Annotated in this window: 24 protein-coding genes and 1 tRNA gene; 10 read left to right on the top strand and 15 right to left on the bottom strand. The window is 58.5% G+C overall.

Annotated elements, in window-relative coordinates:
- Positions 1-28 precede the first annotated feature (28 nt).
- The 11 genes from SJY29_RS02210 to SJY29_RS02260 form a co-directional block, all read right to left on the bottom strand.
- Positions 29-901 carry a dimethyl sulfoxide reductase anchor subunit family protein gene (locus SJY29_RS02210; protein WP_400086276.1) on the bottom strand — a complete coding sequence of 291 codons (873 nt, stop codon included), beginning with the start codon at positions 899-901 and terminating at the stop codon, positions 29-31.
- Positions 901-1,662 (bottom strand): 4Fe-4S dicluster domain-containing protein, encoded by a 762-nt coding sequence (locus tag SJY29_RS02215; protein ID WP_327543780.1) that lies wholly within the window; start codon positions 1,660-1,662, stop codon positions 901-903. Before SJY29_RS02215 ends, SJY29_RS02210 begins: the two co-directional genes overlap by 1 nt.
- On the bottom strand, positions 1,659-1,838 hold the full coding sequence (locus tag SJY29_RS02220) for a hypothetical protein (RefSeq protein ID WP_400086279.1): 180 nt from the start codon (positions 1,836-1,838) through the stop codon (positions 1,659-1,661). The genes SJY29_RS02215 and SJY29_RS02220 overlap by 4 nt, the downstream gene beginning before the upstream one ends.
- Complete coding sequence (locus SJY29_RS02225; RefSeq protein ID WP_400086281.1) at positions 1,835-4,666, bottom strand: molybdopterin oxidoreductase family protein; 2,832 nt, start codon at positions 4,664-4,666, stop codon at positions 1,835-1,837. The genes SJY29_RS02220 and SJY29_RS02225 overlap by 4 nt, the downstream gene beginning before the upstream one ends.
- Positions 4,667-4,677: 11 nt before the next feature.
- A complete protein-coding gene (locus tag SJY29_RS02230) occupies positions 4,678-5,442 on the bottom strand; it encodes a TSUP family transporter (RefSeq protein WP_400086284.1) in 765 nt (254 codons plus the stop codon).
- Positions 5,443-6,507 carry an acetate/propionate family kinase gene (locus SJY29_RS02235; protein ID WP_400086287.1) on the bottom strand — a complete coding sequence of 355 codons (1,065 nt, stop codon included), beginning with the start codon at positions 6,505-6,507 and terminating at the stop codon, positions 5,443-5,445.
- Complete coding sequence (locus SJY29_RS02240) at positions 6,504-7,439, bottom strand: phosphate acyltransferase (protein ID WP_400086290.1); 936 nt, start codon at positions 7,437-7,439, stop codon at positions 6,504-6,506. Before SJY29_RS02240 ends, SJY29_RS02235 begins: the two co-directional genes overlap by 4 nt.
- Position 7,440: 1 nt before the next feature.
- Positions 7,441-8,187, bottom strand: a complete 747-nt coding sequence (locus tag SJY29_RS02245) for a sulfite exporter TauE/SafE family protein (protein ID WP_400086293.1) — start codon at positions 8,185-8,187, stop codon at positions 7,441-7,443.
- 2 nt (positions 8,188-8,189) lie between these two features.
- The gene (gene xsc, locus SJY29_RS02250; protein WP_400086296.1) at positions 8,190-9,962 is read right to left on the bottom strand and encodes a sulfoacetaldehyde acetyltransferase; all 1,773 of its coding nucleotides are present in this window, start codon (positions 9,960-9,962) and stop codon (positions 8,190-8,192) included.
- Between the two features lie 160 nt (positions 9,963-10,122).
- A complete protein-coding gene (locus SJY29_RS02255) occupies positions 10,123-11,583 on the bottom strand; it encodes a PLP-dependent aminotransferase family protein (protein WP_400086299.1) in 1,461 nt (486 codons plus the stop codon).
- 268 nt (positions 11,584-11,851) lie between these two features.
- On the bottom strand, positions 11,852-13,234 hold the full coding sequence (locus SJY29_RS02260; RefSeq protein WP_076659286.1) for an aspartate aminotransferase family protein: 1,383 nt from the start codon (positions 13,232-13,234) through the stop codon (positions 11,852-11,854).
- 480 nt (positions 13,235-13,714) lie between these two features.
- On the opposite strand from SJY29_RS02260, the gene SJY29_RS02265 reads away from it, so the two are divergent.
- From SJY29_RS02265 to SJY29_RS02280, 4 genes are all read left to right on the top strand, one after another.
- Entirely contained in the window at positions 13,715-14,716 is a 1,002-nt protein-coding gene (locus SJY29_RS02265) for an ABC transporter substrate-binding protein (RefSeq protein ID WP_110279857.1), read from the top strand.
- A 97-nt stretch (positions 14,717-14,813) separates the two neighbouring features.
- Entirely contained in the window at positions 14,814-15,617 is an 804-nt protein-coding gene (locus SJY29_RS02270) for a taurine ABC transporter ATP-binding protein (RefSeq protein ID WP_110279858.1), read from the top strand.
- A complete protein-coding gene (locus SJY29_RS02275) occupies positions 15,617-16,951 on the top strand; it encodes an ABC transporter permease (RefSeq protein WP_110279859.1) in 1,335 nt (444 codons plus the stop codon). Before SJY29_RS02270 ends, SJY29_RS02275 begins: the two co-directional genes overlap by 1 nt.
- A gap of 77 nt (positions 16,952-17,028) precedes the next feature.
- On the top strand, positions 17,029-17,604 hold the full coding sequence (locus tag SJY29_RS02280) for a hypothetical protein (RefSeq protein ID WP_400086304.1): 576 nt from the start codon (positions 17,029-17,031) through the stop codon (positions 17,602-17,604).
- On the opposite strand, the gene SJY29_RS02285 is transcribed toward SJY29_RS02280, so the two are convergent.
- The 4 genes from SJY29_RS02285 to uvrB form a co-directional block, all read right to left on the bottom strand.
- A complete protein-coding gene (locus SJY29_RS02285) occupies positions 17,578-18,042 on the bottom strand; it encodes a pyridoxamine 5-phosphate oxidase (RefSeq protein ID WP_400086306.1) in 465 nt (154 codons plus the stop codon). The two genes, SJY29_RS02280 and SJY29_RS02285, sit on opposite strands and share 27 nt — an antisense overlap.
- Positions 18,042-18,470 carry an excinuclease ABC subunit B gene (locus SJY29_RS02290; RefSeq protein WP_400086309.1) on the bottom strand — a complete coding sequence of 143 codons (429 nt, stop codon included), beginning with the start codon at positions 18,468-18,470 and terminating at the stop codon, positions 18,042-18,044. The genes SJY29_RS02285 and SJY29_RS02290 overlap by 1 nt, the downstream gene beginning before the upstream one ends.
- Positions 18,471-18,846: 376 nt before the next feature.
- The gene (locus SJY29_RS02295) at positions 18,847-19,746 is read right to left on the bottom strand and encodes a DUF4238 domain-containing protein (protein WP_400086312.1); all 900 of its coding nucleotides are present in this window, start codon (positions 19,744-19,746) and stop codon (positions 18,847-18,849) included.
- Positions 19,730-21,937 carry an excinuclease ABC subunit UvrB gene (uvrB, locus tag SJY29_RS02300; RefSeq protein ID WP_400086314.1) on the bottom strand — a complete coding sequence of 736 codons (2,208 nt, stop codon included), beginning with the start codon at positions 21,935-21,937 and terminating at the stop codon, positions 19,730-19,732. Before uvrB ends, SJY29_RS02295 begins: the two co-directional genes overlap by 17 nt.
- A 238-nt stretch (positions 21,938-22,175) precedes the next feature.
- Between uvrB and SJY29_RS02305 the strand changes: the two genes are divergently transcribed.
- The 6 genes from SJY29_RS02305 to SJY29_RS02330 all read left to right on the top strand — a co-directional run bounded on the left by SJY29_RS02305 (position 22,176) and on the right by SJY29_RS02330 (position 25,642).
- Positions 22,176-22,604, top strand: coding sequence for a DUF6636 domain-containing protein (locus SJY29_RS02305; protein ID WP_400088814.1), 429 nt, complete (start codon positions 22,176-22,178; stop codon positions 22,602-22,604).
- A 76-nt stretch (positions 22,605-22,680) separates the two neighbouring features.
- Complete coding sequence (locus SJY29_RS02310; protein ID WP_400086316.1) at positions 22,681-23,916, top strand: aminopeptidase; 1,236 nt, start codon at positions 22,681-22,683, stop codon at positions 23,914-23,916.
- A gap of 120 nt (positions 23,917-24,036) precedes the next feature.
- Positions 24,037-24,348: an ETC complex I subunit gene (locus SJY29_RS02315; RefSeq protein WP_055294137.1), complete on the top strand. Its 312-nt coding sequence runs from the start codon at positions 24,037-24,039 to the stop codon at positions 24,346-24,348.
- A 54-nt stretch (positions 24,349-24,402) separates the two neighbouring features.
- Positions 24,403-24,479: transfer RNA gene (locus tag SJY29_RS02320), tRNA-Arg, on the top strand.
- A 145-nt stretch (positions 24,480-24,624) separates the two neighbouring features.
- Positions 24,625-25,281 carry a sugar transferase gene (locus tag SJY29_RS02325; RefSeq protein ID WP_400086318.1) on the top strand — a complete coding sequence of 219 codons (657 nt, stop codon included), beginning with the start codon at positions 24,625-24,627 and terminating at the stop codon, positions 25,279-25,281.
- A gap of 103 nt (positions 25,282-25,384) precedes the next feature.
- Positions 25,385-25,642, top strand: a complete 258-nt coding sequence (locus tag SJY29_RS02330; protein WP_400086321.1) for a hypothetical protein — start codon at positions 25,385-25,387, stop codon at positions 25,640-25,642.

Here is a 25,642-nt window from a genome sequence, read left to right on the forward strand (position 1 = left end):
AGGATATTTTCGGGCCAATAATAACGGGTCAGCGTTTGCCGTAGTAAAGGCCCACGACATGCTCGGCTTGGGCGAAGAACAGCCAGCGGAGCGTGAGCACGCCTGCGATATGGCTGAGAACCGCCAGTACGGCAAGAATGTGGCTGAACGGCAAAAGCAGCAAGATCACCGGAAGGACGAAGGCCAGAGCGATGGTGATGATGCGCAGTTTGTCGGCGTGTTTGCGCCCGACCTGATAGATAAATTCGCGCATCAGATAGTTGGTGCCGGTGTGCGGTGGCTCGAACGCGCGGACCTTGCCGATGTGCCCGAGGCCAGTCGCGGTTGCCATGTCTGTACCGGAGGTCTGGAAACGGGTGTCGCCCGAGAGCCATGCAAAGACTTGCAGGGCAGCGCCGAGGACGAAGAGCACGGTTAGGATGGTGACTTGCCCCGATAAGAGCGCGCCGCCGCCGACAGACAGCAGCAAGTACATTGCCGGTGTTGTCCAGTGCCGCCAGCGCGGGACGGTTTTCATCTGCGCGTAGATCATCGACGTTGTGAAGACCACACCCAGCGATGCCAGCCCGCCGATGACCCCGATGAGCGCCAGCCGTGTCTCTGCAAAGACCAGACCGGCACCGTAGACCGCCATGACGATCAGCGCAAAGACTGCGCAAATGCCTTCACGGCTGAGCCAGCTGGTTTTCCATTGGCTGAAGGCTTTGATCGCGCGTTCGGGGTGGCCGAGGTGGAATGTCGAGGCAATCAGCCCGCCTACTGCGAAGAGATAAGCGATGGTGAACCAGATGAACGCGCCCATCCCGGTCGGTACGATTGCGCCCATGCCAAGCCAGAAGAGCAGGCCGAAGCCGAGGCCCGAGAATGTGTTGAAAATGATAACAGAAGCTGCGGGATGCATTATTTGGCTCCTCCGGGCAGGGATGAGAGGGCTTTGTCGAGCCAGCCGACAAAGCCCTTGCCGTCGCTGGCGATGGGCTCAAGGTAGGGGGCCAGCACGTCGAACTCGGGCATTTCGTCTTTGGGGCGGGGGGGCAGATATTTGTTGACCGGCTTGGTGCCTTGTTCGGGCATCAGATCAAACCCGCCGCGTTCGGCCACCAGTTTTGACACGTCGCTGTCTGCATCGCCCAGATCGCCAAAGTGGCGGGCACCGGCAGGGCAGGTGCGCACGCAAGCGGGCTGGCGGTCTTCTTCGGGGAGGTTTTCGTTATAGATGCGGTCCACGCAGAGGGTGCATTTCTTCATCACCCCTTCCTTGGCGTCCAGTTCCCGCGCGCCGTAGGGGCAGGCCCATGCGCAAAGACCGCAGCCGATGCAGTCACTTTCGTTGACCAGAACGATGCCATCTTCGGCGCGTTTATAGCTGGCACCTGTGGGGCAGACAGTGACGCAGGGCGCGTCTTCGCAGTGCAGGCAGGATTTGGGAAAGTGGATGAGTTGAGCTTCGCCCTGTGCCGGTTGCACCTCGTAGGAGTGGACGCGGTTCAGAAAGGTCCCTGATGGATCGGCACCATAGGCATTTTGATCCGACAAGGGGGCGCCGTAGTTTTCGGTGTTCCAGCCTTTACATGAGACGACACAGGCATGGCAGCCCACGCAGGTATCAAGGTCGATCACGAGGCCGAGTTTTTTGGCGGAAGGTGGCGGGAGTTGGGTCATAGCTTTGTCCCTGTTGCAAGCACCGGAGCCTCCGGCGGGAGTATTTCAGGCAAGATGATAAGGGTCGTCTGATCGCTGCCTTTGCGGCTGTCCCATGTGGCGATGTACCAGATGAAACTGCCCAAAGTCAGGGCGACGAAGGCGGCAATGAGGAGGAGGACTTGTCGGTTGGTCATTTGCCGACCTTCCATGCGAGGTTTTTTGGTCCTTTGCCGACAGGTGATTTAATTGCTGGCATGACCGGTTGGACCTCGTTCGGCACGGCGGATTTCTCGATCTTGACCCGCAGGTCGAACCATGCGGCCTGCCCGGTGATCGGATCGGAGTTTGCCCAGCGCAGACCGTCACCTTTGGGTGGCAGCAATTCGTGGATCAGGTGGTTGAGCAGGAAGCCTTTGGTGGCCTCTGGTGCCTTGTCATCCAGCGCCCATGCGCCTTTGCGTTTGCCGATGGCGTTCCATGTCCAGACCGTATTGGGGTTGAGCGAGGCCTGATGGGCGACGGGTACGGTGATCGACCCGTGCACCGAGGAAACGCACGCCCAGTCGCCCTCCTGAAAGCCCTTGGCCTCCCAGATCTTTGTGGGCACATAAAGCGGGTTGTGTCCGTGGATCTGCCGCAACCATGCGTTTTGCGTGCCCCATGAATGATACATCGCCATGGGGCGTTGGGTCAGCGCGTGGATCGGGTATTCTACCGGATCGGCGTGGCCGTCCTCAAGCGGGGGGTACCAGAACGGGAGCGGGTCCATCGTCAGCTTCAGACGTTCGCGCAGATGTTCTGGCGGTTGCCGTGTGCCGATCCCTTCGGCGGCGGCCTGGAATTTGCGCAGAGGTTCCACGTAAAGCTGGAAGATGTAGGGTTGGACTACATCATAGAAGCCCATTTTCACGGCCCAGTCCTGATACTCCATGCTGAAGGGTTTGTAGTAGGCTGCGTTTTCAGGAACGTGTTCGATCCAGAAGCCGCCGTTGTCGATGTAGTTCTGCAACTGGCTGCCATTGGGCTGACCGCGCCCGCCCTGAAGGTTGCCGTTCTCGCCAACACGCCATCCGGCCAGCGGCCCGACACCGGGGCGGCGGACGTGGTTGGTGATGTAATCGGCGTAGTCTTCATACTTCTGGCTGCCGTCTTCGTTCACAAACCCGGGCAGGCCGAGCCGTGCGCCCAGATCGCAGAGCACAGACTGGAACCCGCGCACATCACGGTCAGGCTCGACCACGGGCCAGCGGATCGCATCGGCCACGCCGTCGGCCTCGCAGATCGGGCGGTCGAGCAGCGAAATACAGTCGTGCCGTTCCAGATAGGTGGTATCGGGCAGGATCAGATCGGCGTAGGCCACCATTTCCGACGAATAGGCGTCGGAATAGATGATGCGTGGGATCACATAGTCGCCGTTTTCGTCCTTGTCGGTCAGCATCTTGTGCACGCCGCCCACGTTCATGGACGAGTTCCAAGACATATTCGCCATATACATGAACAGCGTGTCGATCTTGTAAGGCACGCCTGCATGGGCGTTGGAAATCACCATATGCATCAGCCCGTGCGCCGACATGGGGTTTTCCCATGAATAGGCTTTGTCGATGCGGGTGGGGTTGCCATCGGCATCCAGCAGCAAATCCTCGGGGCCGTGGGTATAGCCAAGGTGTGGCCCGTCAAGCGCGGCACCGGGGGTGACCTTGCCATGCGGCTTGGGGTGGGCCGTCGCGGGTTTAGGGTAGGGTGGTTTGAACCGCATGCCGCCCGGTACTTCGACCGAGCCGAGCAGGATTTGCAGCACATGCAGCGCGCGGCAGGTCTGGAAGCCGTTGGAATGGGCCGAAATCCCGCGCATGGCGTGGAAGGACACTGGCCGGCCAATCATCTTGTCATGCTTCTTGCCACGGAAATCTGTCCATGGGCGGTCAAGCGCGATTGCCTCGTCAAAGGCAACACGGGCCAGATCGGCGGCAAGGGCACGGATGCGCTGGGCAGAGATGCCGCACCGCTCGGCCACAGCTTCTGGCGCGTAGTCTTCGGAAAGATAGCGGTCCGCCATCTGATGGAAAACGGGCCGGTGCGTGACACCTTTGGCGCGATAGGTGGCGGCAAGATCAGGTTCAACACCTTGGCCATTCCAAGGTGCGAGATTGCCGGTGCGGCGGTCAATCACTTGCGGCTGGCCGTCTTCGTCGCGCAGGAACAGGCCGAATTGGTCGGACTTGGGATCTTCGTTCACCAGAACGGAGGCGTTGGTGAAGCGCGCCAGATAATCCAGATCGACCTTGCCCGCCTTCATCAGGCAGTGGACCATAGCGAGGATGAACAGGCCGTCCGTGCCTGGCGTGATGCCGACCCAGTCATCAGCCACAGCGTTATAGCCGGTGCGGATCGGGTTCACACCGATCATCCGCGCGCCACGCGCCTTGATCTTGCCGATGCCCATTTTGATGGGGTTGCTGTCGTGATCTTCGGCCACGCCAAACAGCATGAATAGCTTGGTGTGGTCCCAATCCGGCTGGCCGAACTCCCAAAACGCACCGCCCATCGTATAGATGCCCGCCGCCGCCATATTGACTGAACAGAACCCGCCGTGCGCTGCATAGTTGGGCGTGCCGAAACCTTGGGCCCAGAAGCTGGTAAAGGATTGTGACTGGTCGCGGCCTGTGAAGAACGCGAGCTTTTCGGGGGCTTTTTCGCGGATGGGCGCCAGCCACTCGGTGGCCAGAGTCAGCGCTTCTTCCCAGCTGATTTCCTCGAACTCGCCGGATCCACGTTCGCCCACGCGCTTGAGCGGTGCGCGAAGCCGCGAGGGTGCATTGTGCTGCATGATCCCTGCGGAGCCTTTGGCACACAGCACACCCTGGTTCACGGGATGGTCCTTGTTACCCTCGATATAGGCGACCTTGCCGTCTTTCATATGCACATTGATCCCGCAGCGGCAGGCACACATGTAACAGGTCGTCTTGCGCACTTCGTCCGAGACTTTGGGCGATGTATCCAGTTGGGGCTGATCAAGTGACATATGTGTACCTTTCAAGCGAATTGGGTGCGGACAAGGGCGGCACCTGCCAAAGCACAAAGCAGTGACAGGCAGGCAGGGCGATAGTAGGGGGCAAACCGCGGCGTGAACAGTCGTTGGCCAAGGAACACACCCAGCGTTGTCGGGATAGCAAGGCTCAGCCCACGCGCAGCGGCAGTGCTGTTCATCACGCCGAACCAGAGCAGCATGATAAGTGAGGTCAGCGAGCTGACGAAAAGGAAGAGCACGAGGGCTGCGCGCATTTTGGCGGCGGGCGCATCTTGCGAAAGCACATAGATCGCGATCACCATGCCGCCGACGCTGGCAAGGCCGGTGACGATACCTGCGGCAATGCCTGAACCGTAAAGCCCCGCTTTGGTGGCCAGAAACGCGAGCCGGATTTTGGCAAGTTGGGTCAGCGCCAGCGCAATAATGACCGTCAGAGCAATCAACTGGCTGGCTTCAACAGAGACAGAAGTCGTCAATAGCAGACCAAAAGGCACGCCGATGGTTGATCCAATCACCAAGCCCATCACGATACCGCGGTCCGCCTCTTGCCATCCACCTTTTGCCATCAGCACCGAGGCCGTCATTTCAAGCCACCAGCAGATCGGGATGATTTGCACCGGCGGCAGGATGATGACGGCGCTTGCCATCACGACCGCCGAAAGCGCAAAGCCTGAAAAACCGCGCACGATCCCGGCCACAATCACGATCACCGTCAGAATCAGGAATTCCTGTCCTGTCAGATCAAGTGTTGCAAGCAGGCCGTCCATCATTCAGTGCCCCTGTGCCATCAGCGCCAGCGCGTCGCGGGCGATTTGTTTTTCTTCGTCTGCGACGATGACATGCACCGGTACGCGGCCAAAGCAGGACAGCAATTCCATGATCCTGTCGCGTACAGGGGCCGCGTTTTCGCCGATACCGCCGGTGAAGGCGACAGCATCAAGCCCGCCCATGGCGACTATGGCTGATCCTGCATGACGGGCGGCCCAGTAGCAGAAATGTTCAACGGCGAATTTGGCGGCGTCATCATCGCGCTCAAGCAGCGTCTTCATGTTGTTTTCGCCCGCAAGTGCCTGCAGACCAGAGGTCTTGTTCAGCATGCGGTCGGTTTCATCCTCACCCAGCGCCTTGGACATGCGCAGCACCGCAGCACCGTCAATGTCACCAGACCTTGTACCCATGGTCAGACCCGAGAGCGGAGAATATCCCATCGAGGTGGCGATCGACTTGCCGCCCTTGATCGCGCAAAGGCTGGCCCCGTTGCCAAGGTGAAAGGCCAGCAGGTGCTCCGGCAATGCCGCGCCGAATTCGGCAACCATATTGGCATAGGACAGCCCATGAAAGCCGTAGCGCCGGATGCCCGCATCATGGTGCATCTGCGGGATGGCATAGCGCGTGGCGACCTCGGGGTTGGTGGCATGGAACGCCGTCCCGAAGCTGCAATATTGCGGCAAATCAGGGGCAAGTTCTTGCAGGGCATAGACGCCCGCAAGGTTGTTGGGGTTGTGCAAAGGGGCCAGCGGGATCACGCTTTCGATGGTGGCAATCACCGGTGGGCGCAGGCGCGCGGGCGCTGTCATCACCGCGCCGCCGTGGACGATGCGATGCGCAGCGGCAGCAAAGGCCGTCAGCGGATAGCCTGCGTCACGCAAGGCCGCCAGCATCAGGTCAAGCGCTTGCGCATGGTCCCGCGCCGCGACTGGGCTTATATGTTCGCCCAGCCGCAATTCGCCCGCAGACCCAAGGTTCGTGACACGACCCGCAGTGACAGAGCGGAGCGCTTCATCAAAGACCTCGATCTTGAGCGAGGAGGAGCCTGCGTTCAGAACAAGGATCACTTTGCCAACCCGCAACTGATGGCGGCCAAGGCCGCAGAAGCGATCCGTGCCGCTGGTGGATCTGCGCGCGAGGTCAGAAGGATCGGCACTTTCGCACCGGTCACGATGCCTGCGGCACAACCGCCGGTCAGATAGACAAAGGCCTTGAACAGCGCGTTGCCGGAAACGATGTCGGGCACGATGATGGCATCGGCATGGCCCGCGACAGGATCGTCAGTCAGCTTCTTGGTGGCCGCCGCTTCGGGTGACATGATCAGGTCAAAGGCCAGCGGGCCGGACACATCAATGCCCTCTACCTCTGCGCGTGCCCAGTCCGCCAGCTCTTTGGCGTCCATGGATGATGGTACCGATGGAATGGCGCTTTCAGTGGCTGACAGGATCGCAATTTTGGGGCGATCATTGCCCAGTCTGTTCAGCAGTTTCTTGACTTCGATAATCGACGACTGGCGCGTCTTGATGTCGGGGGCCACGTTGACGGCCGCGTCCGAGATCAGGATCGGCTTGCCGCCATCGGGATGGGAAATGTGGAAGATATGCACAAAGCGCTGACCCGTGCGCAGCCCCGCATCGCGGGCCACGGCGGTCTTCATAAAGACATCGGTATGCAGCTGCCCTTTCATCAGGACGTCAGCTTCGCCTGCACCGCAAAGGGCAGCGGCTGTACGGCCCGCCTCTTCCTCGCCGGTGGTGTCGTGCAGCTCGTAGCCCGAAATATCCCAATCGAGCCTTGCCGCCTCGGCGCGGATCATATCGGCCTCACCCACAAAAACGGGTACCATAATGCCGGCTTTGGTGGCGTCCTCGGCGGCTTCCATCGGCAGCCGCGATCCCGCACGTGCGATGGCGACGCGGGGGGCGCCAAAGCTTTGCGCGCGTTCAATCAGGTCTGCCGGGGCCTTTGCCTCACGGGTGGAAAGGAAGGGTGATGTCATTTTACATGCCTTTCAATACGCGTAAGAGCCCCAGAACCGAGAGCGTCATCAGCAGCATCACCGCAAAGCGCCGGAATGTCGAAGGGGAAGCGGAAAGAAACTGCCGTCCGCCCAGCCAGACCCCCAGACCCAGCAAGGGAAACGCCATGACAAGGCCAATGGCGGTATCCCAGCTGACCAATCCGCCCGCCCACAAAAGCGGCAGGGTGATGATGTCGAGCCCCGTCAGGTAGACAATCATCGTGGCCCGAAAGGCTGCGGCCTGCATCGGTTGCGCAGACATGAAGGCTGCGACGGGCAAGCCGCCGATGCCCGCGCTGTTGCACGCCCCCGAGATCATACCGACCCCGCCGTGCCCCCATGCCCCGATCCGCCGCTGCAATGTCCAGCCGGACAGCAGCACCAGTGACATCACCAGAATGATCGAAGAGATCACGATCCGCGCGGTATCCGCGCCCACCGACAGCATGACTGTAACCGAAAACGGCAGTGCAATCGCGGCCCCGCAAAGCATGTAAAGTACCCTGCGCCAGTCGACATGTCCGCGAATGCCACGGGCCTGAAAGACTGTCATCAAGATTTCGCATGCAAAGACCACCGGGATCAAAGGAAGCGGGTTTGTGACGAGGGCTGCAAAAGCGATGAAGATCGCCGAGAACCCGAAACCCGAATAGCCCCGGACAAAGGCGGCCCCCAGCAAAGCAATTGCAAGGGCCGCCGCTGTGCCGGGGCCAAGGTCGAATGGCAAACCTATTCAGCTGCCATGTCGGAGGCGGAGATGCCGGCCACTTTGACAGGCTTCTTCATGGCGTCGCGGCGGAAGGGTTCACCCAACTCCTGGTTCAGGATCACTTCGATCAGCGTGGTCTTGTTATTCTCCATCTGATCCTTGATCGCCTGGTTCAACAGCGCTGTCAGCTCTTCCATTGTTCTGGCTTGCACACCGATCAGGCCACAGGCCTGCGCGATGCCCGCGTAGGACACCTTCATGTCCAGTTCGGTGCCGACAAAGTTGTCGTTGAACCACAGGGTCGAGTTACGCTTTTCCGCGCCCCACTGGTAGTTGCGGAACACGATTTGCGTGATGGCTGGCCACTCATCGCGGCCAATCGCTGTCAGTTCGTTCACCGCGATACCAAAGGCACCGTCACCGGCAAAACCGATCACAGGCACATCAGGTTGGCCGATTTTCGCACCCACGATGGATGGCAGGCCGTAGCCGCACGGACCAAAGAGGCCGGGTGCAAGGTATTTGCGTCCTGTGGGGAAGCTCGGGTAGGCGTTGCCGATGGCGCAGTTGTTGCCGATATCGGACGAAATGATCGCGTTTTCGGGCATTGCCGCCTGAATAGCGCGCCACGCCTGACGCGGTGACATCCAGTCAGGACGGGCCTGACGCGCACGCTCGTTCCATGTGGTGCCCGGATCGTCCTGCTCGTGGTCAAGGCTGGACAGTTCCTGCGCCCAGGCCGATTTGGTCTGCGCGATCATCGCCTTGCGCTCGTCACGACCGGCGTCGCCTGCTGTATCCGCAAGATGCGCTGTGATACCTTTCGCAACTTTGGCCGCATCACCGACGATGCCGACGGTAACCTTCTTGGTCAGGCCGATGCGGTCAGGGTTGATATCAACCTGAATGACTTTCGCATTTGTCGGCCAATAGTCGATGCCGTAACCGGGCAGGGTCGAGAAGGGGTTCAGGCGTGTGCCCAGAGCTAGAACAACATCAGCCTTGCTGATCAGCTCCATGCCGGCTTTTGACCCGTTGTAGCCCAGCGGACCTGCAAACAGCGGGTGGTTGCCGGGGAACGCGTCGTTGTGCTGGTAGCCCACGCAGACAGGTGCGTCGAGCGCTTCGGCCAGTACCTTGGAGGCCTCGATGCCTCCTTCGGCCAGAACGACGCCAGCGCCGTTCAGGATCACAGGGAACTTGGCAGTGGAGAGAAGCTCGGCGGCTTTCGCGATAGAGGTTTCACCACCGGGGCTGGATTCAAACTCGACCGGCTGTGGAATTTCGACATCGATCACCTGAGTCCAGAAATCACGCGGAATGTTGATTTGGGTCGGACCGGACAGACGCTTGGCCTTGGCGATGACACGGGCCAGAACCTCGCAGATGCGGGACGGATCACGGACTTCTTCCTGATAGGCCACACAGTCTTTGAACAGGTTCATCTGTTCCATTTCCTGAAAGCCGCCCTGACCGATGGTCTTGTTGGCGGCCTGCGGTGTGACCAGCAAGCAAGGTGTGTGGTTCCAGTAGGCGGTCTTAACGGCAGTGACAAAGTTGGTGATGCCGGGGCCGTTCTGCGCGATCATCATCGACATCTCGCCGGTGGCGCGGGTGTATCCGTCAGCCATCATTCCGGCCGAGCCTTCATGGGCACAGTCCCAGAATGTGATGCCCGCTGCCGGGAAAATATCAGAGATCGGCATCATGGCAGATCCGATGATCCCAAAGGCGTGGCGAATGCCGTGCGCCTGCAGTGTTTTGACGAATGCTTCTTCAGTGGTCATTTTCATGGCGGTGGGTCCTTCCCTAAATTCCAAAGAAAAAGGGAGCGCAGAATCCCCCCAATTTCGCTGTCATGACACTAGGTTCTGCACGGCGCTGGCGTTAGGTCCAGTTGCTCTGCGTTCCTAAGGCCAGAGTAAATTATTTTGAGACACTAAGTCTCAAAAATCAATAATTTTGGATCGCCTTGGCGATCAGGTTAATCCCTTCGGGGATGCGCGCCGAGGGAATTGATGAGTAGGCAAGCCGCAAGTATTCTGTTGGCGGGGTTTCACCTGCAAAGAACGGCGCGCCGGGTTCGACCAGGACGCTATCAGCGCGTAAAGTCTCGGCTAATACGGTTGTATCAATGCCCGCAGGTGTCTTGAGCCAAACGGATGATCCGCCGTAAGTCCCTTGTCCGGCAATCGTCAGCCCTTGCTGATCAAGCGCGCTAACCAGCAATTGCCGCCGTTCGTGGTAGGTCTTGCTCATCCGGCGGATCAGTGCGTCGTAGTGCCCCAAGGACAGATAATAACTGACGGTGCGCTGTATGTGTCCGGGCGGGTGGCGCAGGACTGTGGCGCGCAGGGCGCGGGCCTCGCGGATGAAAGGGGCGGGACCCACCAGATAGCCAAGGCGCAATCCCGGAAACAGCGACTTTGAAAACGACCCCACGTAGATCACGCGCCCGTTCTTATCGAGCGACTTGAGCGACGGTGATGGCGATTTCAGAAAGGACATCTCGAATTCGTAATCATCCTCGACGATAATGAAATCCTCGGCTTCCGCTTTCTCCAGCAGGGCATTGCGCCGGTCCAGCGGCATCGTGGCGGCAGTCGGACATTGGTGGCTGGGCGTTGTGAAAACGACGTCCGTATCTTTGGGAAGGTTTTCGGGCGGCAGTCCGTCCTGATCAACGGGAACGACGCTCAGCTGGCAACGCGATTGCGTCAGGATCGTGCGCAGTGCAGGGTAACAGGGGTCTTCAATGGCCGCACGCCTGCGGCTGTTCAACAGAACCTGCGCCGAAAGCCAAAGCGCATTTTGCGCGCCCATCGTCACGAGGATCTCATCTGGATTGGCGAGGATGCCACGCCTCGGCAGCGTCTGGCGCGCGATGAAATCAACCAGTTGCGGATCATCACCATCAAAGTAATCCGAGGTGAGCGCGCTAAAGTCCCGCATCCCCAGCGCCCGCAAGGCACAAAGCCGCCAGTTTGCGCTGTCAAAGAGCGTTTTATCGGTCTGACCATAGATAAACTGATAGCGGTAGTCGGCCCAGTCTGCGGGCTTGTCCATGCTCAGGCCGGGCGTGAACCGCTGGCCGATCGTTCGTGTCCAATCCACGGTACCGATGTTTGCGCGTTGTGCCGGGAAGGCGGGTGGCTCTGGGGCATTGTCGGACACAAAATAACCAGATCGCCCGCGCGACGTCAGATAATCATCGGCGACTAGTTCGGTGTAAGCCAGTGTCACGGTGATCCGGCTGACACCCAAATGCGCCGCCATCTTGCGGGACGAGGGAAGGCGCTCACCCGGACGGATGCGGCCCGCAAGAATACCCTGCGCCACCATTTGCTGGATACGCGCCTGCAAGGTCCCTTCGGCGGAAGGATCAAGAAAGAAAGTTTCGACGGATAGAGACATGGTCTGGCCTTAGGTTGCGCACCAGACTGGACTTATTTTCTGTCTACGGCAAGTGGTGCTGCTGAAAATCCTGTGGTCCGCGACGGAAACCCTGCGCCGGCACGTATCAGAGGTGCAATAAGCTGGAGAAGACCAATGAAGCTGCTGCAAGTCGGATTTTTGGTTGTGTTGGGCACGCTGTGCTTAGCAACCTACGCAACGTCCAAGACGCTTCAGGCGCCTCAGGTGGGGTGGGTGCAGGAACAGACTGTCCCTGCACCTGATATGTTTAGCCCAAGACGCGGGTAATGGCGGCATCAACCGCAGAGGTGATGTGGTCCAGATCGTCGGCTGTCGCAATCAGTGACGGAGCGAACACAAGCGTGTTGTTATAGCCCGGCACGGACCGGTTGGTCGCGCCGATAATCACGCCCTGCGCCATACAGTCGGCCACGATCGCGCCCACATGCTTTTCCGACACAGGCTCTTTGGTCGCGCGGTCCTGCACCAGTTCAGCGCCCGCAAAGAGCCCCATGCCGCGCACGTCGCCAATCCATTTGTGCTTTTCCATCAGCGCCTGAAGGTTTCCCTTCAGATGCTCGCCCATGACGGCGGAATTGCCACGCAGATCTTCTTCTTCGATGATCTTCATGTTCTCGATGGCCGCAGCCGGACCGCCGGTGCAGCCGCCAAAGGTCGAGATATCGCGGAAGTAGCCCAGCGGATCGGTGTCGTCCTTGAACATGTCAAACACACGGTTCGTGGTCACACAGCATGAAATCGCAGCGTAACCCGAGGCCACGCCTTTTGCCATGGTCACGATGTCGGGCTGCACGCCGAACTGCTGATAGCCGAACCATGTGCCCGTGCGGCCAATGCCGCAGACCACTTCGTCGATGTGGAGCAGGATATCGTATTTCTTGCAGATTTCCTGCACACGGTCCCAATAGCCTTTGGGGGGAACGATAATACCACCGCCCGCAGTGATCGGCTCAAGGCAAAGCGCACCGATGGTGTCGGCACCTTCTGCAAGGATCACATCCTCGATCGCCTGTGCAGCCTTTGCACCATATTCCTCGCCCACGCTTCCATCCTGTGAGCGGTACTCAAGGCAATGCGGCACGCGAACAAAGCCGGGTGCGAAGGGCCCGTATTGGGCGTTGCGTTCGTCCTGTCCGCCTGCCGACATCGTCGCTAGGGTCGAGCCGTGGTAATCGCGTTCGCGATACAGGATCTTCTGCTTTTTGCCGCCATAGTGTTTGTGGCTGATCTGACGGACCATCTTGAAGGCTTTCTCGTTCGCCTCCGAGCCGGAGTTCGCATAGTAAACCCGGTCCAGACCGGGCATTTTATCGATCAGCATCTCGGCGAATTGTGCGCCCGGGATTGTGCCGAGCGAGCCGCCGAAGAAGCACATCTTGGTCACGGCGTCCGAGATCGCTTTGCCGATCCGTTCGCGGCCGTAGCCTACGTTGACTGTCCAGACACCGCCAGAAACAGCGTCGACATGTTCTTTGCCCTTGATGTCCCAAAGGCGCAGGCCTTTGCCCTCAACGATGATGCGCGGATCAATCGTTTCATACTGCTTGTGCTGGCTGAGGTGGTGCCACACATGCGCCCGGTCGGCCTCGATGACGGTTCCGGGATCGTTTGCGAAGTTCAGCGTATCCATGTCCGATGCTCCAAAAGAATGCAGTTTGGGGCCGTGCAAATCCACATTCACCCCAGCCTCTCATGACCAGAGTGTGCCTATAGGCTGTGCAATCTCAATAGGGCCAGTTTGGGTGCTTAGTTATGGCCAAAATAGAGATGTTGTCGGCCTGATCTGACTGTGGATTCTACCTAACATTATGAAATACAGGAAATAAGTTGCCTTATCTGCCGCAGTCCAAACAACATGCCGGTGAAAAAGAGCATGAATCCATCATTGACGCGCGCCTTTGAATTTCTTTCGCTGAACCCCGACCTGCCGCCTAATTGAGCACTCGATCAGGCGCGAGGCAAAACGGATGGCCGCGCGCCGTCAGGAAACCGGCTGGGGGTGATGAGACTTGGAACAGATGTCTTTTCATGGTCAGCTAACTTAAGGCGGGAAAACTGCCAAACGATGATCCTTGAGCCAAGGGTCGCAACACGGGAGACTGAAATGACAATGAAGAAAACACTTATGGGCGCTGCTGCCAGTGTCGCACTCTTGACGGGTGCCACGCAGGCCTTTGCGGCCGGACACGGTGAAATTACTGTTGGTTATTTTCTCGAATGGCCGATGCCATTCCAGTACGCCAAGGTAAACGGCACCTACGATGAAGAGATGGGCGTTACGGTCAACTGGGTCAGCTTTGACACCGGCACCGCCATGTCCGCCGCCATGGCATCAGGCGACGTGCAGATCTCGGTCAGCCAGGGTGTGCCCCCCTTCGTGATCGCAGCAAGCGCGGGGCAGGATCTGCAAGTGCTGGATGTTGCCGTGAGCTATGCCGACAATGACAACTGCGTTGTTGCCAGCATCCTTGAGATCGACAAGGATTCAGCGGGCGAACTGGAAGGCAAGAAGGTTGCTGTGCCACTTGGAACGGCCGCGCATTATGGCTTCCTCAGACAGATGGACCATTTCGGGGTTGATGTTGCCACCCTTGATGTTGTCGACATGGCGCCGCCAGAGGGGGCCGCAGCATTGGCGCAGGGTTCCGTTGATATGATGTGCGGTTTCGGCGGTTCGCTCCGCACGGCGATGGAATACGGGAATGTTTTGCTGACCGGCGATGAAAAGACCGAGTTGGGCATCCTTGTTTTTGACGTGACATCGGCGCCGGCGTCTTTCGTTGCGGAAAACTCCGATCTGGTGGCAAAGTTTCTGGCTGTGACAGCACAGGCGAACGCGGACTGGAACGCCGGTACGATGGTCGACGAAATGCTTCCTGTGATCGCACAGGACAGCGGCATGGACGAACAGGCGGCGCGTGACTTTATGGCGACCTTTACCTTCCCGACGATCGAGGAGCAGCTGAGCCAGAGTTGGCTGGGCGGCAATGCGGCGGGTTTCATGCAGGGTGTCGCACAGGTCTTTGTGGATGCCGGTTCGATCCCGAGCGCGCTGAGCAGCTATGAGGGTGCCGTGAACACAGGCCCGCTGCAAGCGGCAGCTGACATGTAATCATGTATTGGGCCGGTGCTTGCGCGCACCGGCCCAATCATTTTCAGACCGGCGCGACAAAAGGGTCCGCCGCTTTGAAAATGATTGGGGGCAGAACATGTCAGGACTTCAAATAGACAAACTCTCCATGCGGTTCGATCTACCGAATGGGTCATCGGTGCAAGCACTCAAGGACGTCTCTCTTGATCTCAAGGCGGGTGAGTTGCTGTCGGTTCTGGGGCCTTCGGGCTGCGGTAAGACGACACTGCTGAATATCGTCGCGGGCTTTCTGGCCCCGACTGCGGGCACGATCACGCTGAATGGTCACAAGGTCACCGGCCCTGCTGCCGAGCGTGGCATGGTGTTCCAGCAGGGCGCGCTTTTTGAGTGGATGAGCGTGCGTGAGAACGTGGGCTTTGGTCCGTCGATGAAAGGTATGCCCAAGGCGGAGAAAGCGAAGATTGTCGATCATCTGCTTGATGTTGTGGGCTTGCAGGATTTCAAGGAAAAAGCGGTCTATGAGCTTTCGGGGGGGATGCAGCAGCGTGTTGCGCTGGCGCGTTGCCTTGCCAATGAACCTGATGTGATCTTGATGGACGAACCGCTGGGCGCACTTGATGCGCTGACGCGCGAAAAGATGCAGGGTCTGGTTCTGAAGCTGTGGAAAGAGACCGGCAAAACGATCATTCTGATCACACACTCGGTGGAAGAGGCGCTTTTGCTGGGCGAACGCCTGATTGTCATGGCGCCGCGTCCGGGCCGTATTCATACCGAATACCGTCTGCCCTTTGCCGAGATGGGCGTGGGCCAGGACCTGCGCGAAGTCAAGAAACATCCCAAATTTGGAGAAACCCGTGAGGAAATTCTGGGAATGATCTGGGACATGGAAGAAGAAATCATGGGCCGGACGGAGGACGCATAATGGCATTGCTAGGAGACCTTTGGGGCGAATTCTGGGCGGTTCTGACAACGCTCTTTGCTGCGGCCCCCTATATCATCGGCTATATCCTGATCATCCTGTTGATGATGGTGATCTGGAACGGCGTAAAACGGTTGCTGACGCCCAAACATGACTACAGTTCGCTCAAGACTGTCACCTTTGGTGATGAAAGCGCGGTCACGTCAAACACGGTAGCTTCTGTTGTTTCGATCGTGCTGATCTTTGTTTTGTGGGGCGCATTCACCGGCTCGAAGCTCTTGCCAGGGTTCATGCACGCACCGGGCCCGTTTCAGGGGGAGGGATCGTTTGAATATACGATCACGACGCCCGCAGGGGATAGCGACACAGCCACGGTCAGCGTTGTTGTGCACCCAACAGGTGAAGATGTTGCAGCACCTGAGGTTGCCCCGGGTGACGGGATCGCCAAGAACGACGCAATTGCCATTCCTGTCTATCGCAGCGAATTGCTGCGGGTCGACAGTAACGACGAAATGGGCCGTGATGAAGAGACGTTCATCACCGCTGTGGATGGCCAAGCGATTGCGCCGGGCGGCAGTGTTGATGTCAGTTTTGGCCGCGTGGCAATGTCGGACAAAGGAACGCTGAACATCATTCCCGCCACGGGCATGCAGATGGAACCCATCTGGCTGCCATCGCCCGAAGCGGTCTGGAGCAGGCTGGGCGATATTGCTACGGTCGGCTATCGAAACTCGACCTTGGCCGAACATCTGGGCTATTCGCTTTTCCGTGTGATCGTCGGTTTCTTGCTGGGTGCGCTGGTGGGGATTCCTCTGGGTTATGCGATGGGTCTGTCGAACTGGTTCCGCGGCTGGTTTGACCCGATTGTCGAATTCATGCGCCCTGTGCCACCGCTTGCATTGATCCCGCTTGTGATTATCTGGGCGGGGATCGGGGAAGTGGGCAAGATTATCCTGCTGTTTCTTGCGGCGCTCTGGATCATGGCGATCGCGGCGCGGTCTGGTGTGTCTGGTGTGCGGATATCCAAGGTCCATGCGGCCTATTCGCTGGGCGCATCAAAGTGGCAAATCATGCGCTATGTGATCATACCGAACTCTTTGCCTGAAATCTTTACAGGTGCGCGCGTTGCGATGGGTGTCTGCTGGGGCACGGTTGTGGCGGCAGAACTGGTCGCAGCGGAAAAGGGGGCAGGCATGATGATCATGGTGGCCTCAAAATTCCAGAGCACGGACATTGTTTTGATGGGGATTATCCTGATCGGCATCATCGGGTTCAGCATTGATATGCTGATGCGGCAGGCCGAAAAATGGCTGGTGCCGTGGAAGGGCAAGGGTTGATTGCCCACAACCTTTAGGTGATAGAGACAGGCGAGGGTTGCGGAACCTTCGCCTTTTTCTATGCGCAAGGGCCGAACATGCAAGATCTGGACCTGGTAGAGCTTATCAGTATTGCGGCCATGTTCTTGCTGCTCTTTTTGCGGTTTCTCCCCAAACGCAAACGCAGAAGGCCTGCACCTGCGCGACCGCGCAAAGCAGCGGTCACGCCTCCACCAGCTGAAATTCCGGTCCCTCAGAATGCGATCCTCGTGGACGGGTCCAACGTGATGCATTGGGGGCCGGAACCCTCTGTCAAAGTTCTCGCCCAAGTGCTGCGCAGCCTTGAACGCGCAGGCTATACGCCGATTGTGTTTTTCGATGCCAGCGTCGGCTATGTGCTTGACGATCACTATTATGACGAGGCCAAACTGGCCCCGCTTTTGGGTATCCCGCAAGAGCATATCGACGTCGTAGACAAAGGCATCATAGCGGATGTGTCGATCCTGTCAAAGGCCACAAAGCATGGCTTGCGCGTTGTGAGCAATGACAAATACCGCGACTGGCGGGTCCAGTTTCCGCATGCCGCGAAGAGGGGTGTTCTGCTTGACGGCACATGGCGAGACGGCACGATTGTCTGGCGCGGGAAACTAAACCCCCAGGTCGTCCGCGCTTAGGGTGAACGCCTTGCCGAAACCGCCGTTGAGATGCGCCTCGGACACCGCCAGTGCATACATCCTGAAGTCGCTGAAATCATAGTATAATTGTGCCTTTGGGATGGCTGCCAGCCACGTTGCTTTGTAGGCGGATTTATCAACCTCCTGTGCCGTGCACATCAGTGTCATGCGCGGATGTGTGAGGGGGTCACCCTTATCACCCGGCTCACCGATCAGCGCAGCACAGGCCGAGTTTTTGGCAAGCGCCTTTGTATGCAGTGACAGTGTCGAGACTAGCGTCAGAAGCGCGCCATCGTGCCAGAGCATCGCAACGCGGGCGACATAGGGTACGCCACTGTCGGGGTGGGTCACGGCGAGGGCTGCGAAGCGGATGTTTTGCAGCAGGTTCTGGGCCAGTGCGCGGGCGCTATCGTCGGTCGGGTTGATCGGGTCGGTCATCACGCAAGGTTGGCGGCGGGGCAGTTGCGAAAGGCGGTCATGGCGGGGCCGATCCCGTCCAGATCAAAGCCGACGGTTGTGTCACCCAGAATGGCGTAGGCGCGTGCGTTGAACTCTAACCCGTCGAGAACATTGCCAAATCCACGGTCCTTGACGGTGATGCTTCGGCCATCTGGGCTGACGCTATGGCGGTCAGTCTGGATGCTGATCGGACGGTCATTGGCGAAGGCCATGCCGAAGACCGGATCGCCGGACCAGCGCCCTTGGGGCAGGGTCACGGTGACCGCATATTCGGTGATTGCGGGGTCGTAGGTGACGGTGATTTCGCCTGCTGCTTGCGTGTCCGTCAGGGTGCAGATCGGGGAGGCCGAAAACTCCCACGCGGCGGCGGGTGAGGCGAGGAGGAGGAAGGCGAGAACTGTGCGCATGAGGAGGATGTAGGCGGCGCGGGGCGGGGGGCAAGGCCGCAGTGACGCAACGCGCGGTGGGGGGTGTGGGCGATTGCGGCGGTGACGTGGGGACTCGCGTGTTAATGCGGGGTTTTGCGGGGGATGGGGGCGTATGCAATGCGTACACAACCCGTACACAATGCGTATGTACACGGTGTACGGTCCGGGCGGGTTAAGGCCGCGTGCGGTGGGATGTGTGAATGGGGTGTTAAGGTTTGGGGGGCGCTGCGGTTTGGGGGGCGTTGAGGTCCCGGATCAAGTCCGGGACTGCGCGGGGGTAGGGTTGGTGAAAACCACGGGGTTGCGGCGCGTGGGTTTCACCCACCCTACGGTTTCTATCTCAAGCGTAGCCCACTCAGTTCAACCGACTGCCTAGGAATTTCGCAAGAGATTCCAAAAGGGGCTTGGAGCTGGAAGCAATCGCTGAACTCTGCTTGGCCGCTGACGTGTTGAACTTCCGGACTTCATCGTTGTTGATGGTGAGCAGGCCTAACGGTAGTTGGCTCTTCACAAACCCTACTGCAATTCTTGGTGTAAAAGTGGTCCATAGTTCGACCCCTTCCGTCCCAAGTGCCTGTAAAACGTGGTTTTCGAAACGAACGACTGGATTGCTTGCTATTATGAACTGCTTGTTTTCTGACGCCGGTGTAGCCACGCAAATATCTAATCCGACTAATCGATTAAGAATTCCGTCAGTCTGCTGACCAAAGTTCATTACGCGGCTGTTTCCGATCACCCTTTCTTGCCATTTTGGGTCCCGGAACAATGACCGTTCATGGTCGGTCATTGGGCCATAGTCTCTTTCATAGTTTTCAACAGTTTGCTCATTGAAGACTTCAGGCGCAACGCTGCTCACTATGGGTTCGATGAAGTCTGGCGAGCGTTTCATATGGTTGTAAAAGAATTGGACAAAACGCTTTCGGCTATCAGAAGAGCCGAAGCGTAATTGGCCAGTCTCTAGGGTTTGCTTGAACGCTTCTGTCCACTCTGGAATAAAGTTGTCAAATTCGTAGGCAAAGAACTTCTCAACACTATCGTTTTTGCTTCCATCCTCGAGTGTCGCACTGTTGTAGTGACGTCGATAGAATATGCTGCCTATATTTCTTAGATCAGTAGAATTGGGCTTTGAGTGTATACTCAAGTAATACGTCGCATTACCAGAAACGGTAAAGTTTCGCAAAATTGCTTGTGGGACGTAATGATGTTTCTTTGAGGTAGACATAGTGTTGCGGCAACCCTCACCGCTTCCCCCCATACCTGCTCTTCCCGCCGCGCATGCCGCCACGTCCGCCAGTACTCCGGCCTGACGCTTTCTGCGCGTCGTCGACTGCGCGGTCAACGGCCTGTTGCCGTGCCAGCGGGTCATCCGAGATCGTGAGTTCCACGGTTTCCAGCCGTTTGACCTCGTCGCGCAGGCGCGCGGCCTCTTCGAATTCGAGGTTTTCGGCGGCTTTGCGCATGTCCGCGCGCAGACCGTCGAGCACTGCCTGCAAATTCGCGCCCGCCATTGGCTTGTCGACCTTCGCGGTGACGCGGTTCATGTCGACGTCGCCTTTGTAGAGGCCCGCCAGAATATCCTCGACGTTCTTTTTGACCGTCATCGGCGTGATGCCGTGTTCGGCGTTATAGGCGAGTTGTTTGGCGCGGCGGCGTTCGGTTTCCTTCATCGCGCGTTCCATCGAACCGGTGATCCGGTCGGCGTACATGATCACGCGGCCTTCGGCGTTGCGCGCGGCGCGGCCGATGGTTTGGACAAGGGACGTCTCAGAACGCAGGAAGCCTTCTTTGTCCGCATCCAAGATCGCCACCAGACCACATTCGGGGATATCCAGCCCCTCGCGCAGCAGGTTGATCCCGATCAGCACGTCGAAGGCCCCCAGCCGCAGGTCGCGGAGGATTTCGATGCGCTCGATCGTGTCGATATCCGAGTGCATATAGCGCACGCGGATGCCCTGTTCGTGCATGTATTCGGTCAGGTCCTCGGCCATGCGTTTGGTCAGGGTCGTGACCAATGTGCGGTAGCCGTCGGCGGCGACTTTGCGGACCTCGTCAAGCAGGTCGTCAACCTGCATATCGACAGGGCGGATTTCGATTTGCGGATCAATCAGTCCGGTGGGTCGGATGATCTGTTCGGTGAAGACGCCGCCTGTTTGTTCCAGCTCCCACGCCGCCGGGGTGGCCGAGACGAAGACCGATTGCGGGCGCATGGCGTCCCATTCCTCGAATTTCAGGGGCCGGTTATCCATGCAGGAGGGCAGGCGGAACCCGTGTTCGGCCAGCGTAAATTTGCGCCGGTAGTCGCCTTTGTACATGCCGCCGATCTGCGGGACCGACACGTGGCTTTCGTCGGCAAAGACGATGGCGTTGTCGGGGATGAATTCGAACAGCGTGGGGGGTGGCTCACCCGGTGCACGGCCTGTCAGGTAGCGCGAGTAGTTTTCGATGCCGTTGCAAACTCCTGTCGCCTCGAGCATTTCGAGATCAAAGTTGGTGCGTTGTTCCAGCCGCTGCGCTTCGAGCAGTTTGCCGTCAGCGACCAGTTGATCGAGCCGCATCCGGAGTTCCTTTTTGATCCCGATGATGGCCTGCTGCATTGTGGGTTTCGGCGTCACATAGTGCGAATTGGCGTAGATACGCACCTTGTCGAAGCTGCCCGTTTTCTCGCCCGTCAGCGGGTCGAATTCGGTGATGGATTCCAGTTCTTCGCCAAAGAATGACAGTTTCCAAGCACGGTCATCCAGGTGGGCGGGCCAGATTTCCAAGCTATCGCCCCGCACGCGGAAGGTGCCGCGCTGGAAGGCGGCATCGTTGCGGCGGTATTGTTGCGCGATCAGGTCGGCGATGATCTGGCGCTGGTCATAATCGTTGCCCGCGTGGATATCCTGCGTCATGGCGCCATAGGTTTCGACCGACCCGATACCGTAGATGCAGGAGACCGAGGCCACGATGATCACATCGTCGCGTTCCAGCAGCGCGCGGGTGGCCGAGTGGCGCATCCGGTCGATCTGTTCGTTGATCTGACTTTCTTTCTCGATGTAGGTGTCCGAGCGGGCGACATAAGCCTCGGGCTGGTAGTAGTCGTAGTAGGACACGAAATACTCGACGGCGTTGTCGGGAAAGAAGCCTTTGAATTCGCCATAGAGCTGCGCTGCGAGGGTCTTGTTGGGCGCAAGGATGATCGCAGGGCGCTGGGTCTGCTCGATCATTTTGGCCATGGTGAAGGTTTTGCCCGTACCGGTCGCGCCCAAGAGCACCTGGTCGCGTTCACCAGCCAGGATACCGGCGCTGAGTTCGGCAATCGCGGTGGGCTGGTCGCCTGCCGGTTCAAACTCGGTTTTCAGCACGAATTGCTTGCCGCCTTCCAGCTTTTCGCGGGTTTTGACGTCAGGGGCGGGGTTGGCGAGGAACTGGTCAATCTCGCGTTTGTCGGTCTGGGCGTAGGCCATTGGGATCGGTCCTTTGGAGTTACGCCTATAGTTGATGTGTTTGGGGTGGGGTTCAAGGGTGGCTCCTGACAGGATGTGTCAGGAGAGTCAGCGTTTACGGCGCCGTCCACGCATCGCTGCTGCTCCAGATGCGATAATCCCGGTTGCAGTGTTTCCCGTCCGGTTACCGTTTTCCGGTCGCAATAGTGTGAGTTTTGACTAAGCCGAGGATCATGTTAGGTCTGCACTTGTGAAGAGTATGGTTTTGTCATTCCCCGCGCGCCGAAACGTCCTTGCGCTTGTGCTTGCTGCTTGCGGCAGCATTGGCGCGGCTGATGCTGATATTGCTTTCCAGTCGCCTTCCGGAAATATTCGCTGTGACATGACCCGCGGTGCACCCTTGGCTGTGCAATGCAACCTTGGTGTGGACGTGCAGAGCTATACCAATCGTCCGGCGTCCTGTGATGGTGACTGGGGGACAACCTTTGGTGTCGGTCAGACGGGTCGTGGCCAATTGGTCTGTGTGACTGATGAAGTTCTGACGCAGCAGGTGCGTGACGTCCTGCCTTACGGCAGCACTGCCATCCTCGACGGTATTACCTGCCAGTCAGAGCTTTCGGGTGTGACCTGCACCAATCTTGAAGGCGGCGGTTTTGAAGTGCGCCGTGCAGCGCAGCGGATCTTTTAAGGCTTTGACCTCATGCACAGTTGGTTGACCTTGGCGCGTCACGCAATAGTGTCAGCGCGAACAAACGAGGTGCCCCATGTCCGACTATATTGATCCCGTCAAACTTGACCGTCTTGCCGAAGTGGCGGTGCGCACAGGCGTGAACCTGCAACCGGGGCAGGATCTGGTGATTACGGCACCCATGGCCGCGCTTGATCTGGTGCGCCGCATTACCGTGCATGCCTATAAGGCGGGTGCGGGGATTGTGACGCCTTTTTTCAACGATGATGCCATCACCTTGGCGCGCTATGAACATGCGCCCGATGAAAGCTTTGATCGCGCCCCGAACTGGTTTTTCGAGGGAATGGCGGCTGCGTTCAAAGGCGGGGCTGCGCGGATGGCGATTACCGGTGATGACCCGATGCTTCTGGCGGGTCAGGACCCTGCCAAGGTGGCACGGCTGAGCAAGGCAACGTCGCTTGCCGCGAAACCTGCGATGGGGCCGATTGTCGGGTTCGAGGTGAACTGGAATATCGTGGCCTACCCGGGTGCTGCATGGGCGGCAAAGGTGTTTCCCGATCTGCCGGTGGAAGAGGCGCAGCGCAAGTTGATGGATGCGATCTATGCCGCGTCCCGTCTTGAAGGGGATGATCCGGTTGCGAATTGGGCCGCACATACCGCCACCCTGAAAGAGCGGGTGAACTGGCTGAATGAACAGAATTTCTCGGCGCTGCATTATACCGGGCCCGGCACGGATCTGATGCTGGGCCTGGCCGATGGCCATATCTGGAAAGGCGGGGCTTCGCCTGCGCTCAATGGTGTGACCTGTCAGCCGAACATTCCCACCGAAGAGGTCTTTACCTGCCCGCATGCCTATAAGGTCGATGGCACCGTGGCCGCGACCAAGCCGCTGGCGCATCAGGGGTCTGTCATCGAGGATATCGCCGTGCGCTTCGAGGCGGGTCGGATTGTCGAAGCGACCGCCAGCAAGGGCGAAGATGTGTTGAAAGCGTTGCTCAAGACCGATGATGGCGCGAGCCGGATCGGTGAGGTGGCCCTCGTGCCGCATTCCAGCCCGATCAGCCAGTCAGGTACGTTGTTTTACAACACGCTTTTCGATGAGAACGCGTCCTGCCATATCGCGCTGGGCCAGTGCTATGCCGATACAATCGAAGGTGGATCGGAGTTGTCGCCGGAAGAATTGAAGCAGAAGGGCGGGAACCAGAGCATTATCCACGTTGACTGGATGATGGGGTCGGATGCGGTGGATATTGACGGGATTACCAAGACAGGCGCGCGTGTGCCGGTGATGCGGGGTGGTGAGTGGGCATAACTCGCCAGAATTTTCAAAAATTCTGGGCCAAAATCTTGGAAGATTTTGGTGTGTCCTGCGGCAAATGCTTGCGTCACCACGCCAGTTTGCACATATAGGTGCCAGCCAAGGGAGACCGCGATGCGCGCACGAATCTATAAGCCAGCAAAGACAGCCATGTCCTCGGGCACGGCCAAGACCAAGCATTGGGTTCTGGAACATGTGGCCGAAACGGCGCGTGAGGTTGATCCGCTGATGGGCTGGACCTCGTCTTCGGATACGCAGGCGCAGGTCAAGCTGGAATTCGATAGCAAAGAGGCGGCGCTGGAGTATGCGCGCGAACATGGCATCGACGCGGTTGTGCGTGAACCCAAGCCGCGCAAAGCGAATATCCGCCCTGGTGGATATGGCGAGAATTTTGCGACCAACCGCCGTGGGGCCTGGACGCATTAGCACCTCTTGGGGCTTGCCAAAGCCCTCCAAGACGCGCGATACCGCCAAGCGTGCGGTCCGATAGCTCAACTGGATAGAGCAGCTGACTTCTAATCAGCAGGTTGAGGGTTCGAGTCCTTCTCGGATCGCCATTTGTACAGGTCGGGCTGACCTGCACTGGGGACCATTTTTGGGGCCAAATTTCACCTTAATCACTCTTTAACCTTCTTCGTGAAAGTTGACAGCGAAAGACGTTTTGCGTCGTGTCTTTCGGGTTTTATGAGAGTGCGGTCTGCCATGTTTGATTTTCAGGACGATATTCTGGACCTGGCCACCCGGCCTGTCATTGACGACGCGCACTTGCCATCCCGCCAGTTGCGCCTGTCCAAACGGGTATTTGATATCGCGGTGTCCTTGTTGTTGTTGCCGGTTTTGGGGCTGATTGCAGCGGGATTGCTGGTGCTGAATCCAGTGTTCAATCGCGGGTCCTTGATGCACCGGCAGTTGCGCATGGGATATGCCGGTCAGCCGTTCATGGCGTATAAGTTCCGCTCCATGCGCCATGTGGTGACGCATACGCGGGGTGCTTTCGACCGACTGGAAGAAGATCGCATTTCCAAGCTCGGGGCACTGATGCGCAAGTGCCGGATTGATGAACTGCCGCAAATCCTGAATGTCTTGCGCAAAGAGATGAGCCTGATTGGCCCGCGTCCCGACCTTTTTGATCACGCGCTCGCCTATCAACAACAGGTGCCCGGCTATGCCGCGCGTCATAAGGTCATGCCGGGGATCAGTGGTCTGGCACAAACCGAGATCGGTTACGTGGACGGTCTGAAGGGGATCAGGCGCAAGGTTGCGGCTGACCATTACTATATCGCGCATGCAAGCCTGCGGTTTGATCTGTGGATCGCGTGGCGCACGCTTTGTGTGATTGCAGGATGCAAAGGGCGTTAATTTCAGGTGCCGGGGTGTTGCACGCCGCAACGTGCGCCGGTCAAGGCGGTTGGTAAGGATAGGTCCGTAAGCATTGAGGTTCATTCCTAACTGGAGACCGAGAATGCCTGATCCCTTTGACACCGATTACGTGAATCTGACCTCGCCTGCTGTCGCGCATTATGTCGTCGCGCCCTCTGATCTATCCGACTTGCCGGTGCGGCCGCGCGCGCTTTACGTCAATTCCGCAGGGACGGCCGCGTTGCAGGATGCCGCCGGAGAAGTTGTCACCTACGATCTTGCGGCGGGCGTTGTGTTGTCGATCCGTCCTTTACGGGTGCTGGCCTCGGGGACCACCGCGCAACTGGTGGCGTGGTACTGA

This window comes from Yoonia sp. R78084 (assembly GCF_044595625.1).
Lineage (GTDB): Bacteria > Pseudomonadota > Alphaproteobacteria > Rhodobacterales > Rhodobacteraceae > Yoonia.

What these genes read in the sequence shown, in the direction of transcription:
- SJY29_RS02210 (WP_400086276.1), bottom strand. Translation starts at nt 901, where the DNA reads ATGCATCCCGCAGCTTCTGTTATCATTTTCAACACATTCTCGGGCCTC.
- SJY29_RS02215 (WP_327543780.1), bottom strand. Translation starts at nt 1,662, where the DNA reads ATGACCCAACTCCCGCCACCTTCCGCCAAAAAACTCGGCCTCGTGATC.
- SJY29_RS02220 (WP_400086279.1), bottom strand. Translation starts at nt 1,838, where the DNA reads ATGACCAACCGACAAGTCCTCCTCCTCATTGCCGCCTTCGTCGCCCTG.
- SJY29_RS02225 (WP_400086281.1), bottom strand. Translation starts at nt 4,666, where the DNA reads ATGTCACTTGATCAGCCCCAACTGGATACATCGCCCAAAGTCTCGGAC.
- SJY29_RS02230 (WP_400086284.1), bottom strand. Translation starts at nt 5,442, where the DNA reads ATGATGGACGGCCTGCTTGCAACACTTGATCTGACAGGACAGGAATTC.
- SJY29_RS02240 (WP_400086290.1), bottom strand. Translation starts at nt 7,439, where the DNA reads ATGACATCACCCTTCCTTTCCACCCGTGAGGCAAAGGCCCCGGCAGAC.
- xsc (WP_400086296.1), bottom strand. Translation starts at nt 9,962, where the DNA reads ATGAAAATGACCACTGAAGAAGCATTCGTCAAAACACTGCAGGCGCAC.
- SJY29_RS02255 (WP_400086299.1), bottom strand. Translation starts at nt 11,583, where the DNA reads ATGTCTCTATCCGTCGAAACTTTCTTTCTTGATCCTTCCGCCGAAGGG.
- SJY29_RS02260 (WP_076659286.1), bottom strand. Translation starts at nt 13,234, where the DNA reads ATGGATACGCTGAACTTCGCAAACGATCCCGGAACCGTCATCGAGGCC.
- SJY29_RS02265 (WP_110279857.1), top strand. Translation starts at nt 13,715, where the DNA reads ATGAAGAAAACACTTATGGGCGCTGCTGCCAGTGTCGCACTCTTGACG.
- SJY29_RS02270 (WP_110279858.1), top strand. Translation starts at nt 14,814, where the DNA reads ATGTCAGGACTTCAAATAGACAAACTCTCCATGCGGTTCGATCTACCG.
- SJY29_RS02275 (WP_110279859.1), top strand. Translation starts at nt 15,617, where the DNA reads ATGGCATTGCTAGGAGACCTTTGGGGCGAATTCTGGGCGGTTCTGACA.
- SJY29_RS02280 (WP_400086304.1), top strand. Translation starts at nt 17,029, where the DNA reads ATGCAAGATCTGGACCTGGTAGAGCTTATCAGTATTGCGGCCATGTTC.
- SJY29_RS02285 (WP_400086306.1), bottom strand. Translation starts at nt 18,042, where the DNA reads ATGACCGACCCGATCAACCCGACCGACGATAGCGCCCGCGCACTGGCC.
- SJY29_RS02290 (WP_400086309.1), bottom strand. Translation starts at nt 18,470, where the DNA reads ATGCGCACAGTTCTCGCCTTCCTCCTCCTCGCCTCACCCGCCGCCGCG.
- SJY29_RS02295 (WP_400086312.1), bottom strand. Translation starts at nt 19,746, where the DNA reads ATGGGGGGAAGCGGTGAGGGTTGCCGCAACACTATGTCTACCTCAAAG.
- uvrB (WP_400086314.1), bottom strand. Translation starts at nt 21,937, where the DNA reads ATGGCCTACGCCCAGACCGACAAACGCGAGATTGACCAGTTCCTCGCC.
- SJY29_RS02305 (WP_400088814.1), top strand. Translation starts at nt 22,176, where the DNA reads ATGGTTTTGTCATTCCCCGCGCGCCGAAACGTCCTTGCGCTTGTGCTT.
- SJY29_RS02310 (WP_400086316.1), top strand. Translation starts at nt 22,681, where the DNA reads ATGTCCGACTATATTGATCCCGTCAAACTTGACCGTCTTGCCGAAGTG.
- SJY29_RS02315 (WP_055294137.1), top strand. Translation starts at nt 24,037, where the DNA reads ATGCGCGCACGAATCTATAAGCCAGCAAAGACAGCCATGTCCTCGGGC.
- SJY29_RS02325 (WP_400086318.1), top strand. Translation starts at nt 24,625, where the DNA reads ATGTTTGATTTTCAGGACGATATTCTGGACCTGGCCACCCGGCCTGTC.
- SJY29_RS02330 (WP_400086321.1), top strand. Translation starts at nt 25,385, where the DNA reads ATGCCTGATCCCTTTGACACCGATTACGTGAATCTGACCTCGCCTGCT.